Source organism: Mucilaginibacter flavus, from assembly GCF_030409315.1.
Classification (GTDB): domain Bacteria; phylum Bacteroidota; class Bacteroidia; order Sphingobacteriales; family Sphingobacteriaceae; genus Mucilaginibacter; species Mucilaginibacter flavus.
In genome coordinates, this window is record NZ_JAUFPS010000021.1 from 73,839 (window position 1) to 99,881 (window position 26,043).

The window sequence follows — 26,043 nt, forward strand, 5'->3', positions numbered from 1 at the left end:
GTTATTGTTTATATAAATATGTCAAATATTTGGATATAAAATATTTGTATGTAATATACTTTGTTGTATGGCTCATGTTTTAGTGAGATGTTATTACATAAATTGACTGAAAACATTAATGGTATGCGATGTGGTCATGTAAAAAAACGTTTGCATTAGCTAAATCAATGAACCTAAATCTGTAGCGGGATCGGGGGCATGATGCATAAGGTTGGTCGTTGTTTTAAACGATAAACAGTATGGACGAGTAATAATTATTTGCCACCCTCAACAATATGAGTAAGTACAGATATCTTGCTGTACTGGCCGCTCGCGAGCCTCTGGTGTACAAGCGTTATTTGTCATTTTTGAGATGCCAGGAACTCATGTTAAATAAAGATCATGTAACTTTTTTGTAACATTAATGCAATCGATAATTTATCAATAATGTATTTATTAGGTACAAAAAGGCCTTTATTGTATAATAAAAAGGCCTTTTTGAAATAGATTACTTTAATGTATTTTTAATAAGTATGCAAAATTTGTGCAATCGATTGTATTATTGATTTTTTGTTTCTAATTTTATCGCTGTAATACCAATTATACCAGATAACACCTGATTTACTTTTTGCAATCCCTGATAGAACAGGAAAGAGCGGGATAAGACCGATATTTTTCACAATCGATTGCGAAGTGATTTTAGTTACTTATTCTGCTTGTGGCTTTTATAATTAAACGGCTTTTAAGGAAGGAGGACGATCATTTTATCAAATTAATTTTTTAGCCACACTGATTATCAATCAGGCATGGCAGCACTCGGATCGGTGGGGAAATGCATGGCATTTTCAGATGAAGAACACGGGGTTCGGAAGCATAAAAACAACAAACCAATAAATTATAAACCAATCAAATAAACCATTATGGCAAAATATTTACGAATAGTACTGCTATTCATGTCCTTGTTTATAAGTGCCGCAGTCAGCGCTCAAAACCAGGGAACACCAATAAAAGGTACCGTTACCGATGAAAAAGGAATTACACTTCCCGGTGTATCTATCCTGGTAAAAGGAACCAACAGAAGCACCGTATCTGATGTTAACGGTAATTACAGTATCGCCATGCCGGCTGGTGGCAAAATACTGGTATTCTCCTTCATCGGGATGCAAACCAAAGAGATTGTAGTTGGCGATAGGCAGGTAATCAACTTAAGCCTGCAATCAACAGCAACGGCACTATCTGATGTGGTGGTTATAGGCTACGGTACCCAAAAAAGACAGGATGTAAACGGCGCTATATCTTCTGTTACGGCCAAAGATATTGCCGATATCCCGCAGGTAAGTGTCGATCAGTTATTACAGGGTAAAGCTTCGGGCGTAACTATTACGCAAAACGCCGGTGGACCGGGTAGCTCTACTTCAGTGCATATCCGTGGTATTACATCACTGAGTCTTTCAAACGAGCCTCTTTATGTAATAGATGGTGTTGCAATTTCTGGGGATGCTACCAACCAATCAACCAGTGGCCGTTCTCAAGGAATAGCAGCCAATAACGGTGAAAACGCGCCAAGTCCGCTTACTTTTTTAAACCCTGCCGATATTGAAAGCATCGATGTATTAAAAGATGCGTCGGCAACAGCTATTTATGGTAGCAGGGGTTCAAACGGTGTAATCATCATTACCACCAAACGTGGCAAAAGTGGTTCCATGAAAATTGGCTATACGGGCGATTACGGTTTTCAGCAACAAGGCAAGTTTTTGCCGATGATGAACCTGAAACAATACGCCGCCCTTGAAAATGCCCTTGCCGACAATAGCGGCCAAAACAGGAGGGGGGAGTTTGCCAATCCCGATTTACTGCCCGAAGGAACCAACTGGCAAAAAGCGATTTTCAGAACCGCGCCCACCCAAAGCCACCAGTTATCTTTTTCAGGAGCAAAAGATGGTAATGACTACTATATTTCTGCCGGGTATGTAAAGCAAAAAGGTACGGTATTGGGCAATGATTTCGACAGGTATACCATTCGTGCCAACGTAAACTCGCAGGTTAAGGAGTGGTTTAGGGTAGGTACAAACCTTTCTGCTGCCCGTAGCTTTCAAAATACATCATTAAGCAACAACACGGGGATTATTTATACCGCTTTATTGAGCGCGCCAGATCAGGCTATTTATAATGCCGACGGTTCTTTTGCCGGTCCGCAGGCCGGGCAAATTGGCGCGCAGATTAACCCGGTTGCACAGGCTTTATCTATCACCAATAACCTGGCGCGTGATAATTTTAACGGTAGTTTATATGCCGATTTGCGTTTCTTTAAAGACTTGACATTACATTCAGAAGTAGGGGGCGATGTCAATTATACAGCCGCTAATTTCTTTACACCAACTTATAATTACGGTCCGCTGTATACCAACCCTACAGCCACCTTGCAGGAGTATTATACCAATTCAACCTATTGGGGATGGAAAGAGTATCTTACCTACAACCACACCTTTGCTAAAAAACATAACTTAACCGTTTTGGCAGCTCATGAGTTAATCAATTCGGTTTATCATAGCAATAGCGCGGGTGTTAACGGTTTCTTATCGAACGATTTACCTGCATTAGGTTTAGGTACAGCTTCAACCGCAACTATCGATGAATACATTGGCAACAATGATATTTTAGAGTCGGCTTTTGCGCGTGCCATTTATACGTTTGATAATAAATACAGCTTAACCGCTACCTACCGGGCAGATAGGTCATCCAAATTTGCGCAAGGTCATCAAACCGGTTATTTTCCATCATTCGCGGTTTCATGGCGGTTATCCGACGAGGCCTTTATGGCAAGCGTGAAACAGGTAGCCGATAATATTAAGATTCGTGCAAGCTACGGCGAAACCGGTAACCAAAATATCCCTGCTTACCGTTATGGCTCGGCGCTTAACTCTGTTAAAACCGGTTTGGGAACGGGTTTCGCTATTGATAAGGTTCCAAACCCAAATCTTACCTGGGAAACTGCTTTACAGTTTGATGCCGGTGTTGACTTTAGCCTTTTTGGCAACAGGGTTGACGGTAGTTTTGATTACTTTGACAAAAGCGCCAAAAACTTCCTGTTCCAGGCTTCATTACCAGCCTTTTTGCTTGGCCAAACTGCAGAGTACTCTGGTACAGGCGTAATCAGCGCGCCGTTTGAAAACGGTGGTAAATTATCAGCCAAAGGTTTCGAGTTTTCACTTACCAGTAAAAACATTGTATCTGGTAGCTTTAAGTGGAACACCACGGTAATTTTTAGCCATTACACCAATAAGGTGATTTCGTTATACAACGGTACACCATACATCAGTGCAAACGTAACCACCAGCTTCCTGAATTTGCCGGTAACCCGTACCCAACCCGGTACAGCGGTTGGCGAATTTTACGGCTACAAAGCGATAGGCATCTTTAAAACCGACGCGCAGTTAAGAAACGCGCCGCCGCAATTCGCGCCAAGGCCTGTAAGCAATTCTTCCGGAGGCACATGGTTAGGTGATGTTCAGTATGAGGATGTAAACCACGATGGTAAAATCGATATTAATGACCAAACCGATCTTGGTAACCCTAATCCTAAATTTACCTACGGCATTACCAATACCTTTAATTACAAAGGCTTTGATATGAGTATTTTCCTGAACGGATCATACGGTGCCAAAATATTTAACGTATTGAATTACCAGATTGCCAGTTTAGGTAGCCTGTACCAAAATCAGCTGGCATCGGTAGCTAATTTCTGGACGCCGGCCAACCCTACGTCAAACATTCCAAGGCCATCTGCCGGCGATAACCCTAATCTGTACAACTCAGATCGATTTATTGAAAGCGGCTCATTCCTGAGGGTGCAAAACGTAACATTGGGTTATAACCTGCCTGCGTCACTTGTTAGTAAAATCAAACTTTCGCGGTTAAGGGTATATGCCAGCGGGCAAAACCTGTATGTGTTTACACCATACAAAGGCCTTGATCCGGAAATAGGTTCAAACAATCAAAATGTGTTTTTAACAGGTGTTGATCTGGGCAGGTATCCCCAGGCACGTACCATTACGTTTGGCGTAAACGCTGAGTTTTAACTGATAAAATCAAATGAAAAAAACTAAATATTTTATAGGAATAGCTGCTATAACCAGTGTTATGGCGACAAGCTGCAAAAAGGATTATTTTAGCCGCGCGCCTAAAAGCCAGATCACGGTTGATAATTTTTATCAAACTGCCGATCAGGTGGCGGCCAGTACCAACGTGTTGTACAGCGCCCCGTGGTTTGGCTGGAGCGGTAAAGCAGGCTGGTCAATTGCCGATTTAAGCAGCGGTAACGCGCGTACCTACTCCAGCGATATCATCAACTTTCAGGATTATACCGTTACCGGTACCAATTTTGAAATCGCGGCAGCATGGAACTCGTTGTATATTGAAGTAGCGCAGGCCAACGGTATTATCAATAACCTGCCATCAAAGGTGCCTGCATCTGTTGATAAATCCATTGTAAATAATGCCCTTGGCGAAGCGCATTTATGGCGCGCGCTGGCGTATTTTCATTTGGTGCGGGTTTTTGGCCCGGTGCCTATCATTGAAAACACATCAGATTATGTAACCAACTACCAGGTGCCCAGAAACCCGGTTGCTGATGTTTACAAATTTATTGTAAATGATTTGAAGTTTGCCGAAGCCAACTTGAAAACCAATGTGAGGAGTGGTACAGGATCGGCCAATGCCCGTGTTTCAAGTGGCTCGGCCTCGGGCATGCTGGCAAAAGTGTATCTGTATATGCAGGATTATACCAATGCCAGGGCAGAGGCAGAGAAGGTGATTCAAAGCGGCGAGTTTAAACTCTACGGCATAGATGTACAGGGCAAAGCATTTGCCGATTTATTCCTTACCGCCAACAACAATAACGAAGAATCGATGATTGCCCTGCAATGGGCTACCAGCGGGCAATATGGTTTGGGCAATCCATTCCAGGCCGCGGTGGCCTTCAATAGCGTAATTACCGGTACCGGTGATGGCTACGGACAAGCCGGACCGACATTTGACCTCCAGGACGAGTACGACCCGGCCGATTTGCGCCGTAAAGCAACCATTATGCTCCCCGGCGATAAATACCCCGAAATTAACCAGGCTAATGGCGGTTACACTTTACCGGCCGATGCCAGTAGCCAGGGCACTCACGCCCAGGTTAAAAAATACGTGGTAGGCTCGCCGGCAGATAACGGCGGCGTAGGCGGCAGGCAGGCATCTGCTAATAATACCTACTTGTTACGTTATTCGGATATGTATTTGATTGACGCAGAAGCTATTATGGCCGGTGCAACTACCAGTACAGATCCTGCTGCATTGGCGGCTATCAATACTATTCGTAAACGTGCCGGTTTAGGTAACCTGCTTTCCATTAAGCGCTGGTACACTGTGCCTAATGCCAATATTGGTAAATACGGCGCGACTCCTAACGGGAATGTGCCAACCACGCTCATTAAAGATGATATTTTGGACGAACGCCGGCGCGAGTTTGCATTTGAAGACGATTTCTTTTTTGACCTGATGCGCCTGGATGGCTTTGATAAAACAAGTCACCCTAAAGCCATCGCGTACATGAAGCAGCAGGATAGGGGTACGTCTGATAACAGCAACCCGCCTGTACGTTACGGAAACCAGTTTTTAACCGTAACAGATGCCAACCTGGTTTTCCCGATCCCGGCAACAGAGATTGCCGCCGATCCTAAACTTGCCGATCCTCCTGTACCATACGTGTTCAAATAAAAACTTAAAAACGATGAAAAGAAATTTTAGAATTTTATACCTGCTGCTGCCTGTATTGGCAATGTTAGGTACTGCATCCTGCAAAAAGGATGCAGCCGGTGGTAAAGGTTTACCTACCGTTACCCGGGTACGCTATTTAAGCAAATCAGATACCATCAAAGATGTAGTTCACCGTGTTAATCTTGATTCGAGCCAGACTTATGACGATCACAGGGTTGTTCCGTTTGATTCTACTGCTACCGAAGGGCGCTTAGGCACGCAGTATGCAATCCTTGGAACTAACTTGCTTACAGCTTCCTCGGTATCGTTTAATGGCGTGGCGGTGTATTTTAACCCGGCGCTGGTTACAGATAACAGCATTATTGTAAGTATTCCTTCTAATACCTCTACAGTACAAGTGCCTTTTGGCCCTACGGCAAGTAATAAACTAACGGTTGTAACCAAATATGGTAAAGTCGATTTTAATTTCAGCATAGCGCAGCCGCCCGCGGTTATAAGCAGTTTTTCGCCATTGTTCGGCGGTGAGGGGGATATTGTTACCATTACCGGAACTATTTTCAACTCTGTTTCAGGCGTTAAGTTTGATGATATCCCTGCCCAGATTGTAGGAACGCCTACGCCTACTTCCATCCAGGTGAAAGTACCTGCGGGCGTTGCATCGGCACATATTTTTGTAACTACACCGGGCGGTACGGCCAAATCCGCGGCATCATTCGGCTTTAAGTATACCGTTTATGATGATGTGCTGGCAACAGGCTGGGGCGGCCAGGGTAGTGGCGGCTATGATGGTTATAACAGTATCCGTAACTATAAAGATGCCACACATCCTAAACGCGGTACTGCCGATATTTCTGTGCAATACACCAATTCCTATGGCGCTTTACAATTGGGCTATGGTGGTGCTACGGTGTTGGATGTTAAAAAACTTGGTTTTACCAGTCTTAAGTTTTCGGTATATGGCGGCGCGGGTGTTGCAGCCGGCGCGAGATTGCAAGTGGTTATAAACGGATCATACGGTACAGGCAGCCTGGTAACTATTACGCCAGGCGCGTATGGCGACTTTACTATTCCGTTAAGCTCATTAGGAAATCCCGCCACTATATCAGAAATAGTGATTCAAAGCTATGGTGGCACAGACACCATTTATGTGGATGATATCGGGTTTATTTAGTAACCTGGTTTATACCGTTGATTTTGGATACAAGCGTTGCCGCGAGGGCAGCGCTTGTTTTTTACTCGCCCATTTAAAATGCTGATTAAATAATCAATTGTACTTTTAATACTACCGTTTAATGAATAACAAAGTACTTGCGCAGGTGGCATTAGCTATTTTTACAGCTTTTGGTTTAACTGTATCTTCCTGTAAAAAAGACGCCGTACCGCTCACAAATACCCCAACGGATACGGTAAAAAATATCGCGACTAAGCCCGATACTACCGGCACCCTTATAGGTAATGCCGGAGCGGCTTTTCCAAACATGGGTTTCGCCGTGCTTTATGGTACCATGTCATCCAACCCCACGTATTTGGCCGCTGTAAAGCGCGAGGCCAATTACGTAACCTTTGGTAATGAATTAAAAAACGCTTCCATCGTTAAAAACGACGGCAGTTTCGATTATACAACCGCCGATGCATTATTGGCCATTTGTACCAATAACGGCCTTAATGTATTTGGCCATACGCTTTGCTGGTATTCGCAGCAAAACGCCGTTTATTTAAACGGACTAATATCAGCATTAAATAAACCGGTTACCGGTGCGCCAAAGCCGGCAAACCTGCTCAGTTACGGCGATTTTGAAGCAGGGGCAGGATCTACATTTACGGGTTGGACTAACCTTGCCGGCGGCACAGCGACCGGATCATTCAGCGCGGTTGCCGATGATAACGATGGTGGTTCAAGAGCCATGCAGGTAACCGTTAACACACCGGGAGCCAACGCCTATGATATCCAGTCAATCGGTACCGCATTTAGCGTTACAGCTGGTAAAACTTACCAGGTAAGTGCATCTATCAAATCGTCGGGAACGGGCACGGTGCGTATGGTAATGCAGAACACGGGCTATCAGCAAACAGATCTTAAAACCAACCCCGGTTGGGCTACTTATACCTGGAATGTGACTATTAATGAAACCTCGCCCATATTACGTTTCAATTTCCCCGATGCCGGCGTTTATGTTATTGACAATGTTACCGTAGTTGATCCTGCGACAGGCACCTACGTGGCCCCAACAAAGGCGCAAACCGCGGCCGTTATTGATACCGCGCTTAAAACTTTTATTACTACCACTGTTAAACGTTACAAAGGTAAGATTAAGGCCTGGGACGTAGTAAACGAGCCCATGTCTGACGGAAACGGCGCGCTTCGGGATAGCGCCAATTACACTATACCCGCCGCCAATACTGGTAATCAGTTTCTGTGGGCGCATTACCTGGGCCGGGCTTTTGCCCTTAAGGCTTTCCAATATGCCAAAGCGACCGATGCAAGTGCCTTGCTGTTCATCAACGAATATAACCTGGAGTATAATTTTAAGCTCGATTCCTTGATAGGCTATGTGAAGGAGCTAAAAGCGAAGGGCGCTCAAATTGACGGCATTGGCACACAAATGCACATCAACCTGCAAACTACCCAGGCAAGCATTGATAATGAATTTGTAAAGCTGGCCGCAACCGGATTAATGGTCCGGGTTTCAGAATTAGACGTTACGATGAATAGCAGCAAAACCGCGTCGTTTAGTCCCACATCAGCTCAATTAGCGGCGCAGGCTGCCATGTATAAATACGTTGTACAATCGTACCTGAAAAATGTGCCTAAAGCACAGCGTTTTGGGATTACGGTTTGGGGACTTACCGATAATGAAAGCTGGCTCAATATCCCGTCGGCGCCGGATTATCCGCTTTTGTTCAATCAAAATTTATCAAAAAAGGCAGCTTATTATGGCTTTTTAGAAGCTTTAAAAGGTATTTAAATTGATGGAGAACATATTAAGCTATTAAACAATGATTAAAGCCGTGGCCGGGGACAAGGATTTAGTGGTTAGCTTGCTTGAACAGGCCGGCGATGGGCTGAGCGATTATCAGTTTAAAAATAAAAAACAACGGGATCTTTTGTTATCGCAGCTGTTCGACTTGTATTTTAATATGGGCGAAATATGGCTATCTGGCAATCGCCGTGCTTGCGCGCTTATTATGCAGCCCGGGATATCAGCATTGAGGGCGAAGGCAATACCGATATTATTTAAGCTGATATTTTCTGAGACCGGCAGGGCCGTTCTTAGCGAAGCATGGCATCATGTTAGCAGGGGAGGCCGGTTGAAATCCATTTACAAAATAACCTACATCCGTTGGATTTGTGTTGATCCATTATTTCAACGGAGGGGAACAGGAAGCGGTTTGTTGGGGAGAATATTAGAAAAAGCGGCAGCAAAAAACAGGATAGTTTATGCCCAAACCGCTACTTTAAAAAACTTAGACTGGCTGGAAAAATTTGGCTTTGAAGGCTACGATGTGCTTGATGATCAAGGCTTAAAAAACGTAACTTTCCTGCTCAAACGAAGCTTTAGCCAGCAAGCGCTAACCAATCTGAATCACAACAAAAAACCTTAAATCAAAGAAGAAATGAAGCCTATAATTTTTGTTCTTTTAATTGCTGCGGCAGTAACAGCAAGAGCTCAAAGCACAGCGCCGGTTAATTTTACTGCGGATGAGGATCATCAAAATATGATGAAACAGTTGGGGATTAAAACCCTGCGCAATGGTCCCAGTGGCGATGAAGCAGCGCCCAATCACGCCAATTACGACGAGGCACTGGCCAACCCTTATACCAACCTTCCCGATGCGCTTACCCTAAAGGATGGAAAAAAAGTGACCACGCCCGAGGCATGGTGGCGACAACGCCGGCCGGAGATTGCGGAGGATATGGAACGCGAGGTTTACGGGCGTATACCGGCTAAAGTGCCAAAGGTAATCTGGACTACTAAAGTTACCGATAAAGAGCGCGTTGGCTTTTACCCGGTGATTGCCAGGCAACTGGTTGGCCATGTAGATAACACAGGCTTCCCTTTACTCAACGTAAATATTGAAATGACGCTGGTGCTCCCTGCAAATGCTAAAGGGCCGGTACCGGTGTTGATGATGTTTGCCCGTAGCGTATTGCCCGCACCTGCCCAGCCACCGGCTGCCGACCTGGAAAAAATCAATAGCGCTATTAAAGACTTGCTGGTAAAAGATCACCCCGAACTGAAAAATATTTTTGAACAATACCCGGCTTATAACCCCGTGCCAGAGCAATCACCTTTTGGCGCCGCTGGTTTTCCGGTTGTCAAAGGCGATCCGCCTACGGCCATGCAACTCATTGCCGCCGGTTGGGGGTACGTGCTTATTGATCCGGCATCTATACAGGCCGATAATGCCGAAGGATTAACCAAGGGAATCATCGGCCTGGTTAATAAAGGCCAGCCCCGCAAACCGGATGATTGGGGTGCTTTGCGTGCCTGGTCATGGGGCGCGGCAAGGGCTTTAGATTATCTGGAGACCGTACCTGCTGTTGATGCTAAGCACGTGGGGATTGAAGGCGTATCCCGTTATGGCAAGGCAGCCCTGGTTACCCTTGCTTTTGAGCAGCGTTTTGCCATGGGCTTGATCGGCTCATCGGGCGAAGGTGGTGCCAAGCTGCACCGCCGCAATTTTGGCGAAGCTGTTGAAAGCCTTACCGGCGGCGAATATTATTGGATGGCCGGTAATTTTATGAAATACGGTGCTGCGGAAGCAAGCTTTGGCGCTAAAACAGCGAAAGATATTCCCGTTGATGCACACGAATTGATTGCTTTGTGTGCACCGCGACTAACTTTTATCAGTTATGGAATCCCCGAGCAAGGCGATGCCCGTTGGCTGGATCAGCAGGGGAGTTATATGGCCACGGTAGCTGCCGGCCCGGTTTTTAAATTACTCGGGGCAAAAGATCTTGGCGTATCTAATGATTATAAAACAGAAAAAATGCCACCCGTAAATACCGGTTTGCTCAATGGCGAGCTTGCATGGCGGCAGCATGATGGCGGCCATACTGATGCGCCCAACGTAAAATACTTTATCGCCTGGGCTAATAAATTCATCCATGATAAATCCAAACCATAATCAAACTCAATTAACATATGAAGTGTAAGAATTTACTGGTGTTATTACTTGCGCTTACAGGAACGGTTACGCTAAAAGCGCAAACTGCCGCGCGGCCCTGGAATAATAAAGAATGCGCGGTGGTTTTAACTTATGATGATGCGATAGATGTCGATCTGGATAATGTGGCTCCGGTGTTGGATTCTCTGAAACTGAAGGCTACATTCTATATTATCGGTTCATCGCCGGTTGTTGCTAACCGGATGAATGAATGGCGAAAATTAGCCGCCCGCGGTAACGAATTGGGCAACCACTCCCTGTATCACCCTTGCGATGGCAGTTTACCCGGCAGAGGCTTTGTTACTGCCGAAACAGATTTGAGTAAGTATACCGTTGAACGGGCTGTAAAAGAGATCAGGACAACCAATACCCTGCTCAACGCCATTGATGGCAAAACCGAAAGGACATTTGCTTACCCTTGCGGCGACCTGCAAATTGGTAATCAACGCTTTTATGACGAGCTAAAGAAAGATTTTATAGCCGCCCGCGGCGTAAATGCGGAATTGCAAACAGCTAAACAAGTTAACCCCGATAATGTAGATTGCTTTATGATTAATGGGCAATCTGTGGGTTATATGATTGATTTGGTTGAAAAGGCGAGGCAATCGCATACCCTGCTTGTTTTTTTGTTTCATGGCGTAGGTGGTGGGCATAATATCAATGTAAGCCTTGATGCGCACAGCAAACTATTACATTATTTAAAGGCCAATGAAAAAGCAATTTGGGTTGCGCCAATGGTTGATGTGGCGCGTTATATAAAAAACCAGGAAAATCGCTTTTAAAAGTGCAAGATTGAAGTTTTGGCTAAAGCCACCTGGTATTTGTATGTAAACCGTTGGCTAAAGCCAAACGGCAATGAAATCAAATTCTGATTGAGGCGTCAATTCATTGCCGTCCCATTTATGGGGCGGAAAATGGAATTATAACATAGTGGCTTTAGCCAAAATCAGGTGATAAGTTTTTAAAAGCGATTTCCCTGTATAAAAAAGATACAAGATGTTAATTAAATCAAATTTTATTATATTGCAATCGATTGCGTAATTGTATTCAATACCAAATAAACTATAAGCAGGTGTAGTTGCTCAAAGCCGCGCCTCATCGAAAAAAATTATTTAACAACCATAAAATGATGAAAACTCAAACGAATTTTTCAAAATCGTGCTGCTTTATTATGCTGGCCTTATACGTTTTAAACGGGTGTAAAGCAAACGTAAAGCAGGCAGATACGGATACTGTTAAAAGCGGTAAAACAAAGCAAGTAAAGTTTTTAAGCAAACCGCTGATCAGTTCAATTTATACCGCCGATCCTTCGGCGCACGTTTTTAACGGGAAAATTTATATCTATCCTTCTCATGATATCAATACCGGCATCCCTGAAAACGATAACGGCGATCATTTTGCCATGCGGGATTATCATATCCTTTCAATGGATAGTATTGGCGGTAAGGTTACCGATCATGGTGTTGATTTTGATATCAAAGATATTCCCTGGGCTGGCCGGCAGCTTTGGGCGCCCGACGCGGCTTTTAAAAATGGCACGTATTACCTGTATTTCCCGGTAAAGGATAAAAAGGACGTGTTCAGAATTGGGGTGGCTACGTCAGCAAATCCAGCCGGACCTTTCAAGGCAGAACCTGCACCAATTGAGGGTAGTTTCAGTATCGATCCTGCTGTGTTTACCGATACTGACGGAAAAACTTATATGTATTTTGGCGGCATCTGGGGCGGTCAGTTACAGCGTTGGGTAAGCGGTCATTACGATGCCAACGGATCAAAAACTGATTTGAAACAGGATAATGCCCCGGCAATTTCCTGCAAGGTTGCTTTACTGACAGCCGATATGAAACATTTTGACGGTAAAGTAAAAGATGTGGTTATTGTTGATAGCGTGGGCAAACCTCTGTTAACCGGCGATAAGAACCGTCGTTTTTTTGAAGGTTCATGGATGCACAAGTACAACGGTAAATACTATTTTACATATTCAACAGGCGATACGCATTTGCTTTGCTATGCCATTGGCGATAATCCGCTTGGTCCGTTCACTTACAAGGGTGTGATCATGAAACCCGTACAAGGCTGGACTACACATCACTCTATAGTAGAAATTAAAGGCAAGTGGTACATATTTTACCACGATACCGAACTATCGGGCAAAACCTATCTCCGTAACGTTAAAGTAGTGCCATTGCAGCACAACATCGATGGCTCAATTGTAGAAATTGACCCTTTTTTGTAGGGGGATTTTTTAATAAAAAACTAAATTAATGTTTAAAAAGATAAAGAAGCAGGCGTTGATTGTTGCAACAGTTTCCGGTTTGTTGACGTCGTTACAAGCAGATGCGCAAAGCTCGTCACAGGGAAAAGGGTTGAAAGATTATTACCAGTCTTATTTTCCTATCGGCGTGGCCGTATCGCCGGCATCGTTAAAAGATACGGCTTTGAGGGCGCTCATTCTGCAACAGTTCAATAGCCTCACGCCCGAAAACGCGATGAAGATGGGACCCATCCATCCGCAGGAAAACAGGTATTACTGGGATAACGCCGACGCGATAGTAGCTTTTGCCGGGGCGAATGGCTTAAAAGTTCGTGGGCATAACCTTTGCTGGCATGAACAAACCCCAGCGTGGATGTTTATCGGTGAAGACGGTAAACGGGTAAGCAAGGAAATTTTGCTAAAAAGGCTGAAAGATCATATACAGACAGTAGTGGGCCGGTACAAAGGCAAAATATATGCCTGGGATGTGGTGAACGAAGCGGTGGACGACGACAGCACCAAGTTTCTCCGAAACTCCACCTGGTATAAAATATGCGGCGAAGACTATATTTACGAGGCCTTTAAATACGCGCATGAGGCCGACCCAAACGCCGTACTTTTTTATAACGATTACAATACCGAACGGCCCGAAAAAAGGGAAAGGATATACCGGCTGTTAAAAAAACTGGTGGATGCAAAAATACCTATCGGAGGGGTAGGATTACAGGCACATTGGTCGTTATATGAGCCATCGCAAAAGGAACTTATCGCTACGATTGAAAAATTCGCATCGCTTGGACTTAAAGTGCAGATCACCGAGTTGGATATGTCTGTATATCCCTGGGAAAAACAATCGCGCGCGTTGCATGCCGGCGAATCTGCTGAGTTTACGCCGTTGCTCGATCAGAAACAGGCAGATCAATATCGCATGGTTTTTGAAGTATTCAGGAAATATAAGGATGTAATTACCGGCGTTACTTTCTGGAATATCTCTGATAAACATACCTGGCTTGACGAGTACCCGGTAAGAGGGCGAAAAAACTACCCGCTGTTATTTGACCAGCAAAATCACCCTAAAAAAGCCTATTGGGAAGTTACCCGTTTTTAATGCAATTGCTGATTAACATGAAGCTATATAGAGCCCTTTTAATATTTCTGGTTTCCTTAATACTGCTAAACTACAGTACTTATGGCCAGTCACCGGGACAGAGAAGATATGTCTCGGCAGTAGCGGGGTCGGGCTTTTTTCCGCTTGCTGTGCCAGGGAAACAAGTGATATTATATCTGGATACAGATGAATATGCTGGTGTGAAAAGGGCGGCGGCAAACTTAATAACCGACATTGCTGCTGTGACCCAATCGGCACCGGGCAAAATCAGCACCAATTTTAAGGGCGATAAGCAAATGGTATTGATAGGCACTATCGGCAAAAACTCAAAAATAGACCGGCTGATTGCCGAAGGAAAGCTGGACGCCACTGCGATAAAAGGTAAATGGGAAGCGCACTTAACCCTGGTTATTAAAAATCCCTTCCCCGGAGTGGCACAGGCATTGGTTATTGCAGGCAGCGATAAGCGGGGAACTATTTATGGCATTTATGATCTATCGGCACAAATAGGCGTTTCACCCTGGTATTGGTGGGCAGATGTGCCGGTAAAACATCAAAAAAACATTTATGTAATTCCCGGCAACTTTACAGATGGAGAACCGGCCGTAAGATACCGGGGCATTTTTATTAATGATGAAGCGCCCGCGTTTCAGGGCTGGGCTAAGGAAAAGTTTGGAGGCGTAAATCATCAGGTTTATGAAAAAGTATTTGAACTTATTCTTCGCCTAAAAGGGAATTATTTATGGCCGGCCATGTGGGGTAATGCGTTTAATGATGATGATAAACTCAATCCGGTTTTGGCCGATGAGTATGGCATAGTGATGGGCACATCGCACCACGAACCTATGGATAGGGCGCAGCAAGAGTGGAAACGTTATGGCACCGGCGCATGGAATTACCAAACCAATAAAACAGTGTTGCAGGAGTTTTGGAAACAAGGCATCATTAACATGGGTAACAAAGAAACCATTGTAACCGTTGGCATGCGGGGCGATGGCGATATGCCCATGGCCGAAGAAAGTAACATAGCCCTGTTGGAAAACATAGTGCACGATCAGCGGGAGATCATCAGCCAGGTTACCGGGAAAGCTGCTTCACAAACGCCGCAAATGTGGGCGCTATATAAAGAGGTTCAGGATTATTACGATAAGGGTATGCGGGTACCCGATGATGTTACCCTGCTGTTATGCGATGATAACTGGGGCAACATCCGCAAATTACCTGCTTTAGGGGCCAAACCCAGAAAAGGCGGCTACGGTATTTATTTTCATTTTGATTATGTAGGTGATCCCCGAAATTACAAATGGCTTAACACCAATGAAATTGCCGCGACCTGGGAACAAATGCACCTGGCCTATGAATATAACGCCCGGCAGGTATGGGTAGTAAATGTTGGCGATATAAAACCAATGGAATACCCCATCAGTTTTTTTATGGATTATGCCTGGGCTCCCGATAAATGGCCGGCCACACGATTGCCGGATTATGCCAAAGCCTGGGCAGCGCAACAATTTGGATCGGAAAACGCGGGTAAAATAGCAAAGATACTCACGCAATACACCCGTTTTAACAGTCGCCGTAAACCGGAGTTGTTGGATCAAAATACCTATAGCCTGGTTAACTACAACGAATTTGAGCGGGTAACTACCGATTATGTTGGGCTAAAAAATGATGCTAAAGATTTGTATACAAAAATACCTGCAAGCTATAAAGATGCTTATTACCAGCTGGTTTTGCACCCGGTAACGGCTTGCGCCAATTTGTATGAACTGTATTTTGCAGCCGCCCGAAATAAATTATATGCGGAGCAGGGCAGAGCGGCAAGCAATTCAACTGCTAAACGGATTCAGCAGCTTTTTGAAAGGGATAAACAAATCTCGCGCTATTATAATGATACCTTATCTAATAGTAAATGGCACCACATGATGGATCAAACCCATATTGGCTATACCTATTGGCAACAGCCGGAAGTTGATAAAATGCCGCCTGCTAAAACGATCTCACTGGCCGAAAGTGCCAACGTTGGTGTTACTGTGGAAGGTTCGCCGGAAGTTTATCTGCCCGGACAGCACTTAACATCTTTGCCCCGGTTTTATCCATGGAATAGTAAAGGGCATTATATAGAAATATTTAACCGTGGTAAAACGGCATTTAAATATCAGCTTCAATCGCCCGTTGCTTATGTTCAATTCAGTTCGGCGGCAGGCATGGTTACAGAACAGGAACGGGTTATGATCAATATAGATTGGGCTAAAGCGCCAGCCGACATTTCACAAATACCTGTTACGGTTAGTACTGATGCCGGTAAATTGGTTGTGGATGTTAATATTGATAATGAGCATTTAAAAGATCATAAGTTCCGTGATATCGGCGGGTATATTGCTATTGAAGCGGCACATTATACCCGTGCCGTAGCCGATAAGCAGGTAAACTGGCAGGAAATTCCCGATTATGGACGCACTTTATCGGGCGTTTGCCCTATCCCGGTTACCGCCGCTGCATATCAGCCTGGTAATAATAGCCCACACCTCGAATATCAGATCAGTTTAAAAGATACCGGCCGCATAAACGTGATCATGTATATTTCGCCAACGCTCGATTTTAAAGCGAAAAAAGGTTTGTATTACGCCGTATCAATAGATGATGATGCGCCACAATTGGTCAACATCAACAAAAACGAAACACCTGGCAGTGGCGAGTGGGGGAACAGTGTAGCCAACAATATTAAAAAGCTGCAAACCACGCATGTGATCAACAAGCCCGGTACCCATGTTTTAAAATATTGGATGGTTGATGCCGGCGTGGTATTACAAAAAGTGGTGATTGATAGCGGCGGGCTAAAGGATAGTTATTTGGGGCCGGAGGAGCATTGAGGCGTTTTTGTAGGAGACGCAATATTTTGTGTCTCCCGCGTGCAAATCCAATTTGCATTTCCTCTTGTAAAACCGCTCTTTATAGCTGGAGACGCAAAATATTGCGTCTCTACATTTAACAAATAGTGTCAAACGTTATCCTTTAAGCGCCTAAAAACCAATAGAGTTCCCCCCGTCAACTGGCAGAATCACCCCGGTGGTGTATTTTGAAGCATCGGATGCAAGGTAAAAAATAGCTTCGGCTACATCCAATGGTTCGCCAAGTTTCCCCATGGGCGTTCTTGATAGTACTTTGTTTTTGCGGTTGGGATCATTATCAAGCGCTTTTGCCGACATATCCGTTGCAATAAAACCCGGCGCAACGCAATTTACCCTGATACCGAGGGGAGAAAGTTCTGTAGCCATGGCCCTGGTCATCCCTTCAATGGCCGATTTTGTAGCCGTATAGGCAATCACAAACGGGATACCATATTGTGAAGCCATTGAGCTGATGTTTACAATGCTGCCGTTTCCCGCTTCCTGCATATATTTCACCGTCTGCCTGCTAATCGCAAACACCGCCGAAAGATTGGTTTGTATAATTTGCTGAAAGTCGGCATCGGTAACCTCGGTAAAAGCTTTCTTCTGGTTAATGCCGGCGTTATTCACCAAAATATCCGGTGTGCCGTATTCCGTAACTATTTCATCTATTAATGCAGGTATACCTTCAAGTTTACCCAAATCATAAACTTTATAACTGCAAAGTGCGCCAAGCGATTCGGCGGCGGTGTGTAATTTATGCTGATCGCGCCCTATAATAATAGTACGGATACCATTTTCGGTGAATTTTTTGGCTGTGGCCAGGCCCAATCCCGAACCTCCGCCGGTGATAATGGCAAGTTTGCTTCCTGGTTTCATTTAATATGCCACTAAGATTTTTTACTTCGTAAAGATGATTCCCTGATAATCAATTCCGACCTCAGGATCAAACTATGGGTTTGTTGCAGGTCGCTTTTATCAACCAGGTGGTTGATGAGCAATTTTGCGGCTACTTCGCCCATTTCGTAACCTTTATAATTTACCGTGGTAAGGTTGGGCTGCACCACGCAGGCAGTCGGATCATTATTAAACCCGGCAAAAGCAATATCTTCCGGAATCCGGATGCCATGTTTTTGTAATTCTATCATACAGCTAACCGCGCAGATATCATTTGCCGCAAATACAGCATCGGGCAATTTTTCCATTTTTAGTATCTGTGTAGCCGCGTCAATACCTGCCTGGCTGCTCAGGTCGCCAATAATTACCGAACTTTCATTAAACTGTAGCCCGTTTTCTGCTAATGCTTTTTTGTAGCCGCTAAGCCTATCAGTGTATACGTTTCTTAGTAAGCTGGCGGTAAGATGAACAATGTTTTTGCAGCCTTCGGCAATCAAATGACTGGTTATTTCATATGCGGCTTTGGTATTATCGATAAAAATTTGCGGGCACGATGCATGTTCAAATACCCTGTCAACAAATATTACGGGTATATTTCTTTTTAAAAAAGGTTCAAAGTGCTCAATATCAGTAGTATCATAAGCCAGCGAAACCAGTAAACCATCCACCCGGTTATTCAACATTGCCCTGGCGTTGGTAACCTCTTTCTGCATGGTTTCTAAGGATTGACTGATGAAAAGGCTGTAGTTATTATTGTTAACCGCTTTTTCTACACCGGCAATCAGGTCCGACATAAAACTACTGTTAAGCCTGGGCACAATAACGCCTATCACATTGCTTTTTTTACTACGCAGATTGCTGGCTATTGAGTTAGATCTGTAGCCCATTTCGTCGGCCGCTTTCAATATCGATTTGCGGGTGCTTTTACTAACGCGGGGATGGTTGGTAAGTCCACGGCTTACCGTTGCCGCAGAAATGTTGAGTTTTTCTGCAATATCATATATGGTTACTTCTTTTTGCCCTTTGTCCATTAGCTAAACTGCGGTAATGATCGCCACTTTTAACCGCTTTAAAAATTAACGCGAATCAATCGATAAATATAAAACTTATTTGCCGAAAAAAACTACTTTTAGGCAATCGATTACATTTTGAATTTTAGCTGTGTAATCGCCTGTATTATAGGTATGAAGTTGGTGAAAATATTGTTATTCATTTGCGGTGTATTTGTGGTGGTACCCGCCTGTGCAAAAATGCGGCTTCCGCAGCTGGTTGCCGATGGTATGGTGTTACAGCGAAATACCAGCGTAAATATCTGGGGATGGGCAAACGTGGGCGAAAAAATAGCCATCAGGTTTCAAAACCGGGTATACCATACCGTTACCGGTAAAGATAGTGTGTGGAAGGTAATTTTACCACCGCTTAAGGCTGGCGGTCCTTATGTTATGGACCTCACCGCCGATAACCACATCGTGCTTCACGATGTTTTAGTAGGTGATGTTTGGTTTTGCGCCGGGCAATCCAATATGGTTTTACCTATGGAAAGGGTAAAAGAGAAATACCCCGATGAAATAGCCGTAGCCAACTACCCCGAAATAAGAAACTTTTTTGTGCCAACAGTTGCCGATGTTAGCGGGCTGCACCAGGATTTACCCGCAGGTAAGTGGCTAAAAACAGATACCAAAAACATTTTAAGCTTTGGTGCTACATCGTGGTTTTTTGCAAAGAGGCTGTATCAAAAGTATCGTGTTCCTATTGGTATCATCAACTCAAGCGTAGGTGGCACGCCCATTGAAGCCTGGATTAGCAGGGAAGGCCTTAAAGGCATCGCGCCATTTGATAAACGCATGGCGCAATTTGGCAACGCAGCTTTCATAGATAGCGTTACCAGGAAACACGCCCCGGCCGCTGATCCGTTTAACACTGCCGCTTATGGTACAGACAAAGGCTTAAGTGAAACCCAACCCTGGTTTGATACCACTTATGCGCCCCGTCATTGGCATCATTTCTGGCTCCCCGGCTATTGGGAAGATCAGGGAATTAAAGACCTGCATGGCGTAGTGTGGTTTAGAAAAGAAATTAACCTTCCCGAGTCTGTAAGCGGGAAAGTGGCTAAACTTTTTGTCGGCCGTATTGTAGATGCCGATCAAACCTACGTAAATGGCCGGCTTGTGGGGGGTATCAGCTATCAATATCCGCCACGTAGGTATACCGTGCAGGCCGGAATATTAAAACCGGGTAAAAATATAATTATGGTACGGGTAATTAATTTTGCCGGTAAAGGCGGCTTTGTTCCTGATAAAAGTTATCGTTTACAAATAGGGGATGATGCTATTGATCTTCGTGGCGATTGGCAGTATAAAGTAGGGCAGGCGTTTGAACCTGTTGAAACAGTTAATACTTTTTCGGCACAAAATGAACCTACGGGACTTTTTAACACCATGGTGGCCCCGGCAACTCCCTATACTATTAAAGGTATAGTTTGGTACCAGGGCGAAAGTAATACCGGTAAAGCATCTGTATACGGAAAATTGCTGACGGCGCTTATTGCCGATTGGCGTAAACACTGGAATGCCGGCAATATCCCTTTCATTTTTGCCCAGTTGCCCAATTTTAACGAGGTGCGATACCTGCCGGCAGAAAGCGAATGGGCAACCTTGCGCGAAGGGCAGCTTCAAGCCCTCGCGGTACCTGCAACGGGCATGGCAGTAACCATTGATGCAGGCGAATGGAATGATATCCATCCGCTTGATAAAAAAACAGTGGGCGGCAGGCTTGCTTTAGCCGCGGAACACGTGGCTTATGGCGAGCAGGGTGTAGTACCAACCGGGCCAATCTATAAATCGGCAAGTATTAATGGTAATAAGATTGAACTTACTTTTAATAATGTTGGCACAGGGCTTACAACTAACGATGGCGACGAACTTGCCCAATTTGCTATTGCAGGGGCCGATAAAAAATTTGTATGGGCGCATGCGATCATCACTGGCGATAAGGTTTGGGTTTGGGCCGATAAAATAACCGCGCCGCTTTATGTAAGGTACGCCTGGGCCGATAACCCCGAAGGCGCAAATTTGTATAACAAGGAAGGTTTACCCGCATCACCTTTCAGAACAGATAAGCCGTAATACTTTCTGGAAAATCAGGATAAGATATTGCCAAAACATTTTCACCCCGGCTGTGTAAGTACTCCAATTTTATTTGAAATTTCGAGACGATTTACCTCCTTACTATTTGCAAAAAACCAAGGAGGGTGTAGTTTTGGGGCTTAAACAGCCTAAAATGATAGTGGTACTAAAAATACGAAATTATATAGCCGGCATTATGACGATGTTGAGCCTGCAGCCAGCGCTTGCGCAGAATTTGGTAAAGTATGTGCAACCTATGGCCGGCACCGCTGCTGCAACTACGTCATCGGCGTTAAAGCATGGCCTGGTTGCCGATACCCGTTTTGCCAATACAATACCGGCCGTTACCGCTCCATTTGCCATGACACAATGGACGCCGCAAACAGAAAGCGACGAAACCAAATGTGTACCACCATATTATTACAAAGATAATATGTTTACAGGCCTGCGCGGTTCTCATTGGCTAAGCGGCTCATGTACGCAGGATTACGGCAGTTTTACAATTATGCCAATTACCGGCCGGTTAAAAACCAGTAATTATGGCGCACAATTTAATCATAATGAAGAGTTTTCGTCTCCCTATCTATATCAGCTTAAAATGCAAAAATATCAGGTTAACGCGGCGGTAACCTCCACCGCGCGTTGCGCCATGATGCAATTTACCGTGGATAAGGCCGATAGCCTTTACCTGTTAATAACGCCCAACAGCGATTATCACGAAGGATTTGTTAAAGTGGATAACAAAACCGGCGAGGTTTACGGTTATAATCCCGCCCATCGCATTTACCAGGGCTGGGGTAAAAGTGCCGGTTTCAGCGGGTTTTTTGTCATCAGGTTTGAAAGAAGTTTAGATAACAGGGGCACATTTGCCGGCGATAAGATTTTTAATGCAGACAGTATTAAAAACGGAAGCCTGATAGGTGCTTATGTTGGTTTTAAAATGGATAAAGGCGAGAAGCTAACCATCCGTATAGGTACTTCTTTTACCAGTTTGGAAGGTGCCCGTAAAAACCTGGATGCCGAAATGCCGGGGTTTAACTTTGAGCAAACGGTAGCAATTAATAAAGCAGTGTGGGAAAAGGCCTTGGGCCAAGTTAGGGTAACAACAGGTAGCGAACAGGATAAGCGTGTTTTTTATACAGCGTTATATCATACCATGCAGCAGCCTCGCTTGTTTAATGATGTTGATGGCAGGTATCCCCGGTTTGCCGGTAACTATCAAACCGAAATATTGGATAAGGGTAATTATTATGATGATTTCTCGATGTGGGATATTTACCGGGCCGAGATACCGCTATTTGAAATTTTAAATCCACCGTTGGTTAACAACCTGGCAAAATCACTTATCTTAAAGGGCAAGCAAGGCGGCTGGATGCCAATTTTCCCTTGTTGGAATAGCTACACATCTGAAATGATTGGCGATCATACCACATCGGTTATCAGTTCGGCCTATTTGAAAGGTATTACCAACTTTGATGCTAACGAAGCCTACCAACTCCTAAGGCATAACGCCTTTGAGTTACCGGTCAACAGGGCCGATTATGTAGAAGGCAAAGGACGGCGCGCGTTGGATAGTTACCTCAAGTACAAATACATCCCGTTGGAGGATAGCGTATCAGATGCTTTTCATAAAATGGAGCAGGTAAGCCGTACCATAGAGTATGCTTATGACGACTACGCCCTTGCGCAATTTGCAAAAAGTCTGAAAAAGTACTCCGATTATACCACACTTACCAAAAGAGCAAAATACTATGCCAATGTTTTCGACGCGTCCGCAGGTTTCATGAGGGGAAAACATGCAGATGGCAGTTGGATATCAAACTTTGATCCGGATAAAAAGGCCACTTATATTACCGAGGGTACTCCCCGCCAATACACATTTTATGTTCCGCATGATGTAACCGGCCTGGTTAAATTAATGGGAGGTGCGGACAAGCTGGAGCATGCTTTAGATAGTCTTTTTATAAAAGGGGAGTATTGGCATGGTAACGAACCGGGGCATCAGATTCCGTTTATGTACAATTATTCGCCATCGCCATGGAAAACCCAGGCTGATGTGCGTAATATATTGGCTGCCGAATATAGTGATGGCCCGGGCGGCTTAGGCGGTAACGATGATGCCGGTCAAATGTCGGCTTGGTATGTATTTGCCTCGTTGGGTTTTTACCCGGTAAATCCCGTATCCGGCGAGTACCTGCTTTGTTCGCCATTGTTTGATAAGGCTGTCATCAATCTGCAAAACAACAGCAAATTTGAAATCACCTGTCATAAATCCGGTCCAAAGTCGATGTATATCCACCAGGTAAAATTGAATGGCAAAACAATGCCCAATAATTTTATTCGCTATAACCACATTATGGCGGGCGGCAAGCTCGAAATTTATTTGCAGGATAAGCCCGATCACCTATGGGCAAATAAGCCAATTTATCAGCCTAAAGGCATGTAGCAGGCAAAGGGAATTACAAAAAATGGCGATTAATTATGTTATTGGTGCCAAAAAAACGGTGATCATGTATGGCAGGCATGTAAAGATTAATCCTTTTTTAATGGTTTATTAAGCCTGTAACAATTTATTTGCAGTATTGATAAACCGGGGGGTGATGTTGTATCTTGCCTGGCCCTACCTATTTAAACCAAAATGAACAAAAGAACCTTCTTATCCGGCCTGTTGCTATTTTTTTGCGTGACAGCCTTACACGCGTCTACAAAACAAAAAACATTCTTTACAGACACTGCTCTTAATAAATACAATGTAAGCTGGAGTACGCCCGGTCCCGGCTCGGCTCAATCTATGCCCTTGGGTAATGGCGACATCGGACTTAATGTATGGGTTGAAAAAAATGGCGACCTGGTTTTCTACATCAGTAAAACTGATGCCTGGAGCAGTGATCCGCAGGCCGACGAATGGATGAATCAAGGCGGGGTACTTTCGAAACTTGGTGAAGTAAGGATATCAGTAAACCCCAACCCGCTGGCCAAAGATGCCGTTTTCAGACAAATACTCAGGCTCGGTACCGGCGAAATTTCCATCCGGGAAGGAATGGGGAATAACCGTGTTGATATGCGGGTATGGGTTGATGCCAATCACCCGGTAGTCAGGGTAGAAACTAAAAGCGCCTCGCCATCCACAGTTAATGTTAGGCTCGAAAACTGGCGTGCGGGTATCACAGATACTGTTTTAGGTGCACAAAAAAATCGTATAGCCTGGTATCATCACAACGCGGCCAATGCCGACGCGCATTTGGCTAACCTAACCTTCGGCGCTGTTATTAAGGGTGATGGATTTATTAACAAGGATGATAATACATTGCAATCTGCAAAGGCAACAAACGCGCAATTGATTTCTATATACCCATTAACGGGCATTGCCGCCAATGGCAGTCAATGGTTAAATAAACTGGAAGCGCAAATCAACCAAATTCAAAAAATAAAGCTGGATGATAGCCGTATTGCTCATAATGAATGGTGGCGGCAATTCTGGGACCGTAGCCATGTATTTGTTACCGGCGATAGTTTAGCTTATAAAACTACCCAAGGTTATCTGTTACAGCGTTTTGTTACTGCCTGTGCTGGCAGGGGGGCGTACCCTGTAAAATTCAACGGGTCTATTTTTGTGGTGGATAACCCGGCACGTAACGTTAATGCTGATTTCAGGGCTTGGGGCGGCCAGTATTGGTTTCAAAATACCAGGGCCATGTATTGGCCAAGGTTGATGGCCGGCGATTTTGATATGATGCTGCCGCTATTTAATATGTATGCCAAAATTTTGCCGGCAAACACTGCCCAGGTACAGGAATATTATCATCATGGAGGGGCCTACTTTGCCGAAACATCGCCTTTTTGGGGTGGGGTAAATTACGTTGGTCCGGATGCCAAGGCTAACTACACAGCCCACTATTTTACCCCTATACTGGAGTTAAGCATGATGATGCTTGATTATTACGAGTATACCGGCGACGCTAACTTCGCTAAAAAAACCTTGCTTCCCATAGCCTCAGCCGGCTTGCAGTTTTTCGACGAGCATTTTAAACGCGATAGCACCGGCAAGCTCCTGCTCGATCCGGATAATGCCATTGAAATGTTTTGGAAGGTACATAACCCCGCGCCAGATATTGCCGGGCTGCATGCTATACTTAGCCGGATGATTAATTTGCCGGTAAACCTTGTTGATGAAAAATCCCGCTCTCAATGGCAACGTTTTTACAATGAATTACCTCCGTTGCCCACGGTAACGGATAAAAACAAAACCATATTACTGCCCTATACCGGTCCGCAAACCATCCAATCAAACAATAGCGAAAACCCCGAATTGTATTCCATATATCCGTTCAGGCTTTATGGTTTGGGTAAACCTGATTTGGATGTAGCTGTTAATACCTTCAATAGCCGCAAGCAACGCGCAAAAGGCTGTTGGGTGCAAGATCCTATACAGGCAGCTATGATAGGGGATGCTGATGTAGCAAAAGAATACGTAAGTTTTGCGTTTACCCGTAAAGACCCCACTCTTAAATTCCCTGCTTTTTGGGATAAGGGCAATGACTATATGCCCGATGAAGATAACGGCGGCAATGGTGAAAACGGTCTGCAGCAAATGCTGATACAGGTTGACGGTAAAAAAATTATGCTGCTACCCGCCTGGCCAACCGGGTGGAATGCCGATTTTAAACTCAACTCGCCTTTTAACACCACCGTGCAAGGCAAGGTGGTAAATGGAAAACTTACTGATATAAAAGTTACACCTGCAACCCGCATGGCCGATGTAGTTGTATTGAGTAAATAACCGTCGCAATTAATCATAGGGTAGCTTTTTACAAACTCAATTGGCGTTTTTATGCCTATTGCCTCCAATAATGATTAACA

The 26,043-nt window shown here is 44.5% G+C and carries 15 protein-coding genes; 13 read left to right on the plus strand and 2 right to left on the minus strand.

Annotation, left to right across the window (positions count from 1 at the left end):
• The first annotated feature begins 899 nt into the window (after positions 1–899).
• The 10 genes from QWZ17_RS07635 to QWZ17_RS07680 all read left to right on the plus strand — a co-directional run bounded on the left by QWZ17_RS07635 (position 900) and on the right by QWZ17_RS07680 (position 17,143).
• Positions 900–4,058, plus strand: coding sequence for a SusC/RagA family TonB-linked outer membrane protein (locus QWZ17_RS07635; protein WP_290304508.1), 3,159 nt, complete (start codon positions 900–902; stop codon positions 4,056–4,058).
• Positions 4,059–4,071: 13 nt separating this feature from the next.
• Entirely contained in the window at positions 4,072–5,739 is a 1,668-nt protein-coding gene (locus QWZ17_RS07640) for a RagB/SusD family nutrient uptake outer membrane protein (protein ID WP_290304509.1), read from the plus strand.
• Between the two features lie 13 nt (positions 5,740–5,752).
• The gene (locus tag QWZ17_RS07645; RefSeq protein WP_290304510.1) at positions 5,753–6,910 is read left to right on the plus strand and encodes an IPT/TIG domain-containing protein; all 1,158 of its coding nucleotides are present in this window, start codon (positions 5,753–5,755) and stop codon (positions 6,908–6,910) included.
• 121 nt (positions 6,911–7,031) lie between these two features.
• Entirely contained in the window at positions 7,032–8,705 is a 1,674-nt protein-coding gene (locus QWZ17_RS07650; RefSeq protein ID WP_290304511.1) for an endo-1,4-beta-xylanase, read from the plus strand.
• 31 nt (positions 8,706–8,736) lie between these two features.
• Positions 8,737–9,342, plus strand: a complete 606-nt coding sequence (locus QWZ17_RS07655; protein ID WP_290304512.1) for a GNAT family N-acetyltransferase — start codon at positions 8,737–8,739, stop codon at positions 9,340–9,342.
• Between the two features lie 12 nt (positions 9,343–9,354).
• A complete protein-coding gene (locus QWZ17_RS07660) occupies positions 9,355–10,869 on the plus strand; it encodes a glucuronyl esterase domain-containing protein (RefSeq protein WP_290304514.1) in 1,515 nt (504 codons plus the stop codon).
• A gap of 17 nt (positions 10,870–10,886) precedes the next feature.
• Positions 10,887–11,690, plus strand: coding sequence for a polysaccharide deacetylase family protein (locus tag QWZ17_RS07665; RefSeq protein WP_290304515.1), 804 nt, complete (start codon positions 10,887–10,889; stop codon positions 11,688–11,690).
• Between the two features lie 344 nt (positions 11,691–12,034).
• Positions 12,035–13,144: a glycoside hydrolase family 43 protein gene (locus QWZ17_RS07670; RefSeq protein WP_290304516.1), complete on the plus strand. Its 1,110-nt coding sequence runs from the start codon at positions 12,035–12,037 to the stop codon at positions 13,142–13,144.
• Positions 13,145–13,172: 28 nt separating this feature from the next.
• The gene (locus QWZ17_RS07675) at positions 13,173–14,270 is read left to right on the plus strand and encodes an endo-1,4-beta-xylanase (protein ID WP_290304517.1); all 1,098 of its coding nucleotides are present in this window, start codon (positions 13,173–13,175) and stop codon (positions 14,268–14,270) included.
• Positions 14,271–14,287: 17 nt separating this feature from the next.
• On the plus strand, positions 14,288–17,143 hold the full coding sequence (locus QWZ17_RS07680) for a glycosyl hydrolase 115 family protein (protein WP_290304518.1): 2,856 nt from the start codon (positions 14,288–14,290) through the stop codon (positions 17,141–17,143).
• 150 nt (positions 17,144–17,293) lie between these two features.
• Here the strand turns inward: QWZ17_RS07680 and QWZ17_RS07685 are convergent, their stop codons facing one another.
• Together QWZ17_RS07685 and QWZ17_RS07690 are read right to left on the minus strand one after the other, a co-directional pair.
• On the minus strand, positions 17,294–18,040 hold the full coding sequence (locus QWZ17_RS07685) for an SDR family NAD(P)-dependent oxidoreductase (protein ID WP_290304519.1): 747 nt from the start codon (positions 18,038–18,040) through the stop codon (positions 17,294–17,296).
• 11 nt (positions 18,041–18,051) lie between these two features.
• Positions 18,052–19,089, minus strand: coding sequence for a LacI family DNA-binding transcriptional regulator (locus tag QWZ17_RS07690; RefSeq protein WP_290304520.1), 1,038 nt, complete (start codon positions 19,087–19,089; stop codon positions 18,052–18,054).
• A gap of 153 nt (positions 19,090–19,242) precedes the next feature.
• On the opposite strand from QWZ17_RS07690, the gene QWZ17_RS07695 reads away from it, so the two are divergent.
• The 3 genes from QWZ17_RS07695 to QWZ17_RS07705 all read left to right on the plus strand — a co-directional run bounded on the left by QWZ17_RS07695 (position 19,243) and on the right by QWZ17_RS07705 (position 25,963).
• On the plus strand, positions 19,243–21,183 hold the full coding sequence (locus QWZ17_RS07695; protein ID WP_290304521.1) for a sialate O-acetylesterase: 1,941 nt from the start codon (positions 19,243–19,245) through the stop codon (positions 21,181–21,183).
• Between the two features lie 106 nt (positions 21,184–21,289).
• The gene (locus QWZ17_RS07700; RefSeq protein WP_290304522.1) at positions 21,290–23,629 is read left to right on the plus strand and encodes a GH92 family glycosyl hydrolase; all 2,340 of its coding nucleotides are present in this window, start codon (positions 21,290–21,292) and stop codon (positions 23,627–23,629) included.
• Between the two features lie 192 nt (positions 23,630–23,821).
• Positions 23,822–25,963 (plus strand): DUF5703 domain-containing protein, encoded by a 2,142-nt coding sequence (locus tag QWZ17_RS07705; RefSeq protein WP_290304523.1) that lies wholly within the window; start codon positions 23,822–23,824, stop codon positions 25,961–25,963.
• Positions 25,964–26,043 lie beyond the last annotated feature (80 nt).

Excerpts from the sequence above, each read along its gene's own strand:
- QWZ17_RS07675 (WP_290304517.1), top strand. The coding sequence starts at position 13,173 with ATGTTTAAAAAGATAAAGAAGCAGGCGTTGATTGTTGCAACAGTTTCC.
- QWZ17_RS07680 (WP_290304518.1), top strand. The coding sequence starts at position 14,288 with ATGAAGCTATATAGAGCCCTTTTAATATTTCTGGTTTCCTTAATACTG.
- QWZ17_RS07695 (WP_290304521.1), top strand. The coding sequence starts at position 19,243 with ATGAAGTTGGTGAAAATATTGTTATTCATTTGCGGTGTATTTGTGGTG.
- QWZ17_RS07635 (WP_290304508.1), top strand. The coding sequence starts at position 900 with ATGGCAAAATATTTACGAATAGTACTGCTATTCATGTCCTTGTTTATA.
- QWZ17_RS07645 (WP_290304510.1), top strand. The coding sequence starts at position 5,753 with ATGAAAAGAAATTTTAGAATTTTATACCTGCTGCTGCCTGTATTGGCA.
- QWZ17_RS07655 (WP_290304512.1), top strand. The coding sequence starts at position 8,737 with ATGATTAAAGCCGTGGCCGGGGACAAGGATTTAGTGGTTAGCTTGCTT.
- QWZ17_RS07670 (WP_290304516.1), top strand. The coding sequence starts at position 12,035 with ATGATGAAAACTCAAACGAATTTTTCAAAATCGTGCTGCTTTATTATG.
- QWZ17_RS07690 (WP_290304520.1), bottom strand. The coding sequence starts at position 19,089 with ATGGACAAAGGGCAAAAAGAAGTAACCATATATGATATTGCAGAAAAA.
- QWZ17_RS07650 (WP_290304511.1), top strand. The coding sequence starts at position 7,032 with ATGAATAACAAAGTACTTGCGCAGGTGGCATTAGCTATTTTTACAGCT.
- QWZ17_RS07685 (WP_290304519.1), bottom strand. The coding sequence starts at position 18,040 with ATGAAACCAGGAAGCAAACTTGCCATTATCACCGGCGGAGGTTCGGGA.
- QWZ17_RS07665 (WP_290304515.1), top strand. The coding sequence starts at position 10,887 with ATGAAGTGTAAGAATTTACTGGTGTTATTACTTGCGCTTACAGGAACG.
- QWZ17_RS07640 (WP_290304509.1), top strand. The coding sequence starts at position 4,072 with ATGAAAAAAACTAAATATTTTATAGGAATAGCTGCTATAACCAGTGTT.
- QWZ17_RS07660 (WP_290304514.1), top strand. The coding sequence starts at position 9,355 with ATGAAGCCTATAATTTTTGTTCTTTTAATTGCTGCGGCAGTAACAGCA.
- QWZ17_RS07705 (WP_290304523.1), top strand. The coding sequence starts at position 23,822 with ATGAACAAAAGAACCTTCTTATCCGGCCTGTTGCTATTTTTTTGCGTG.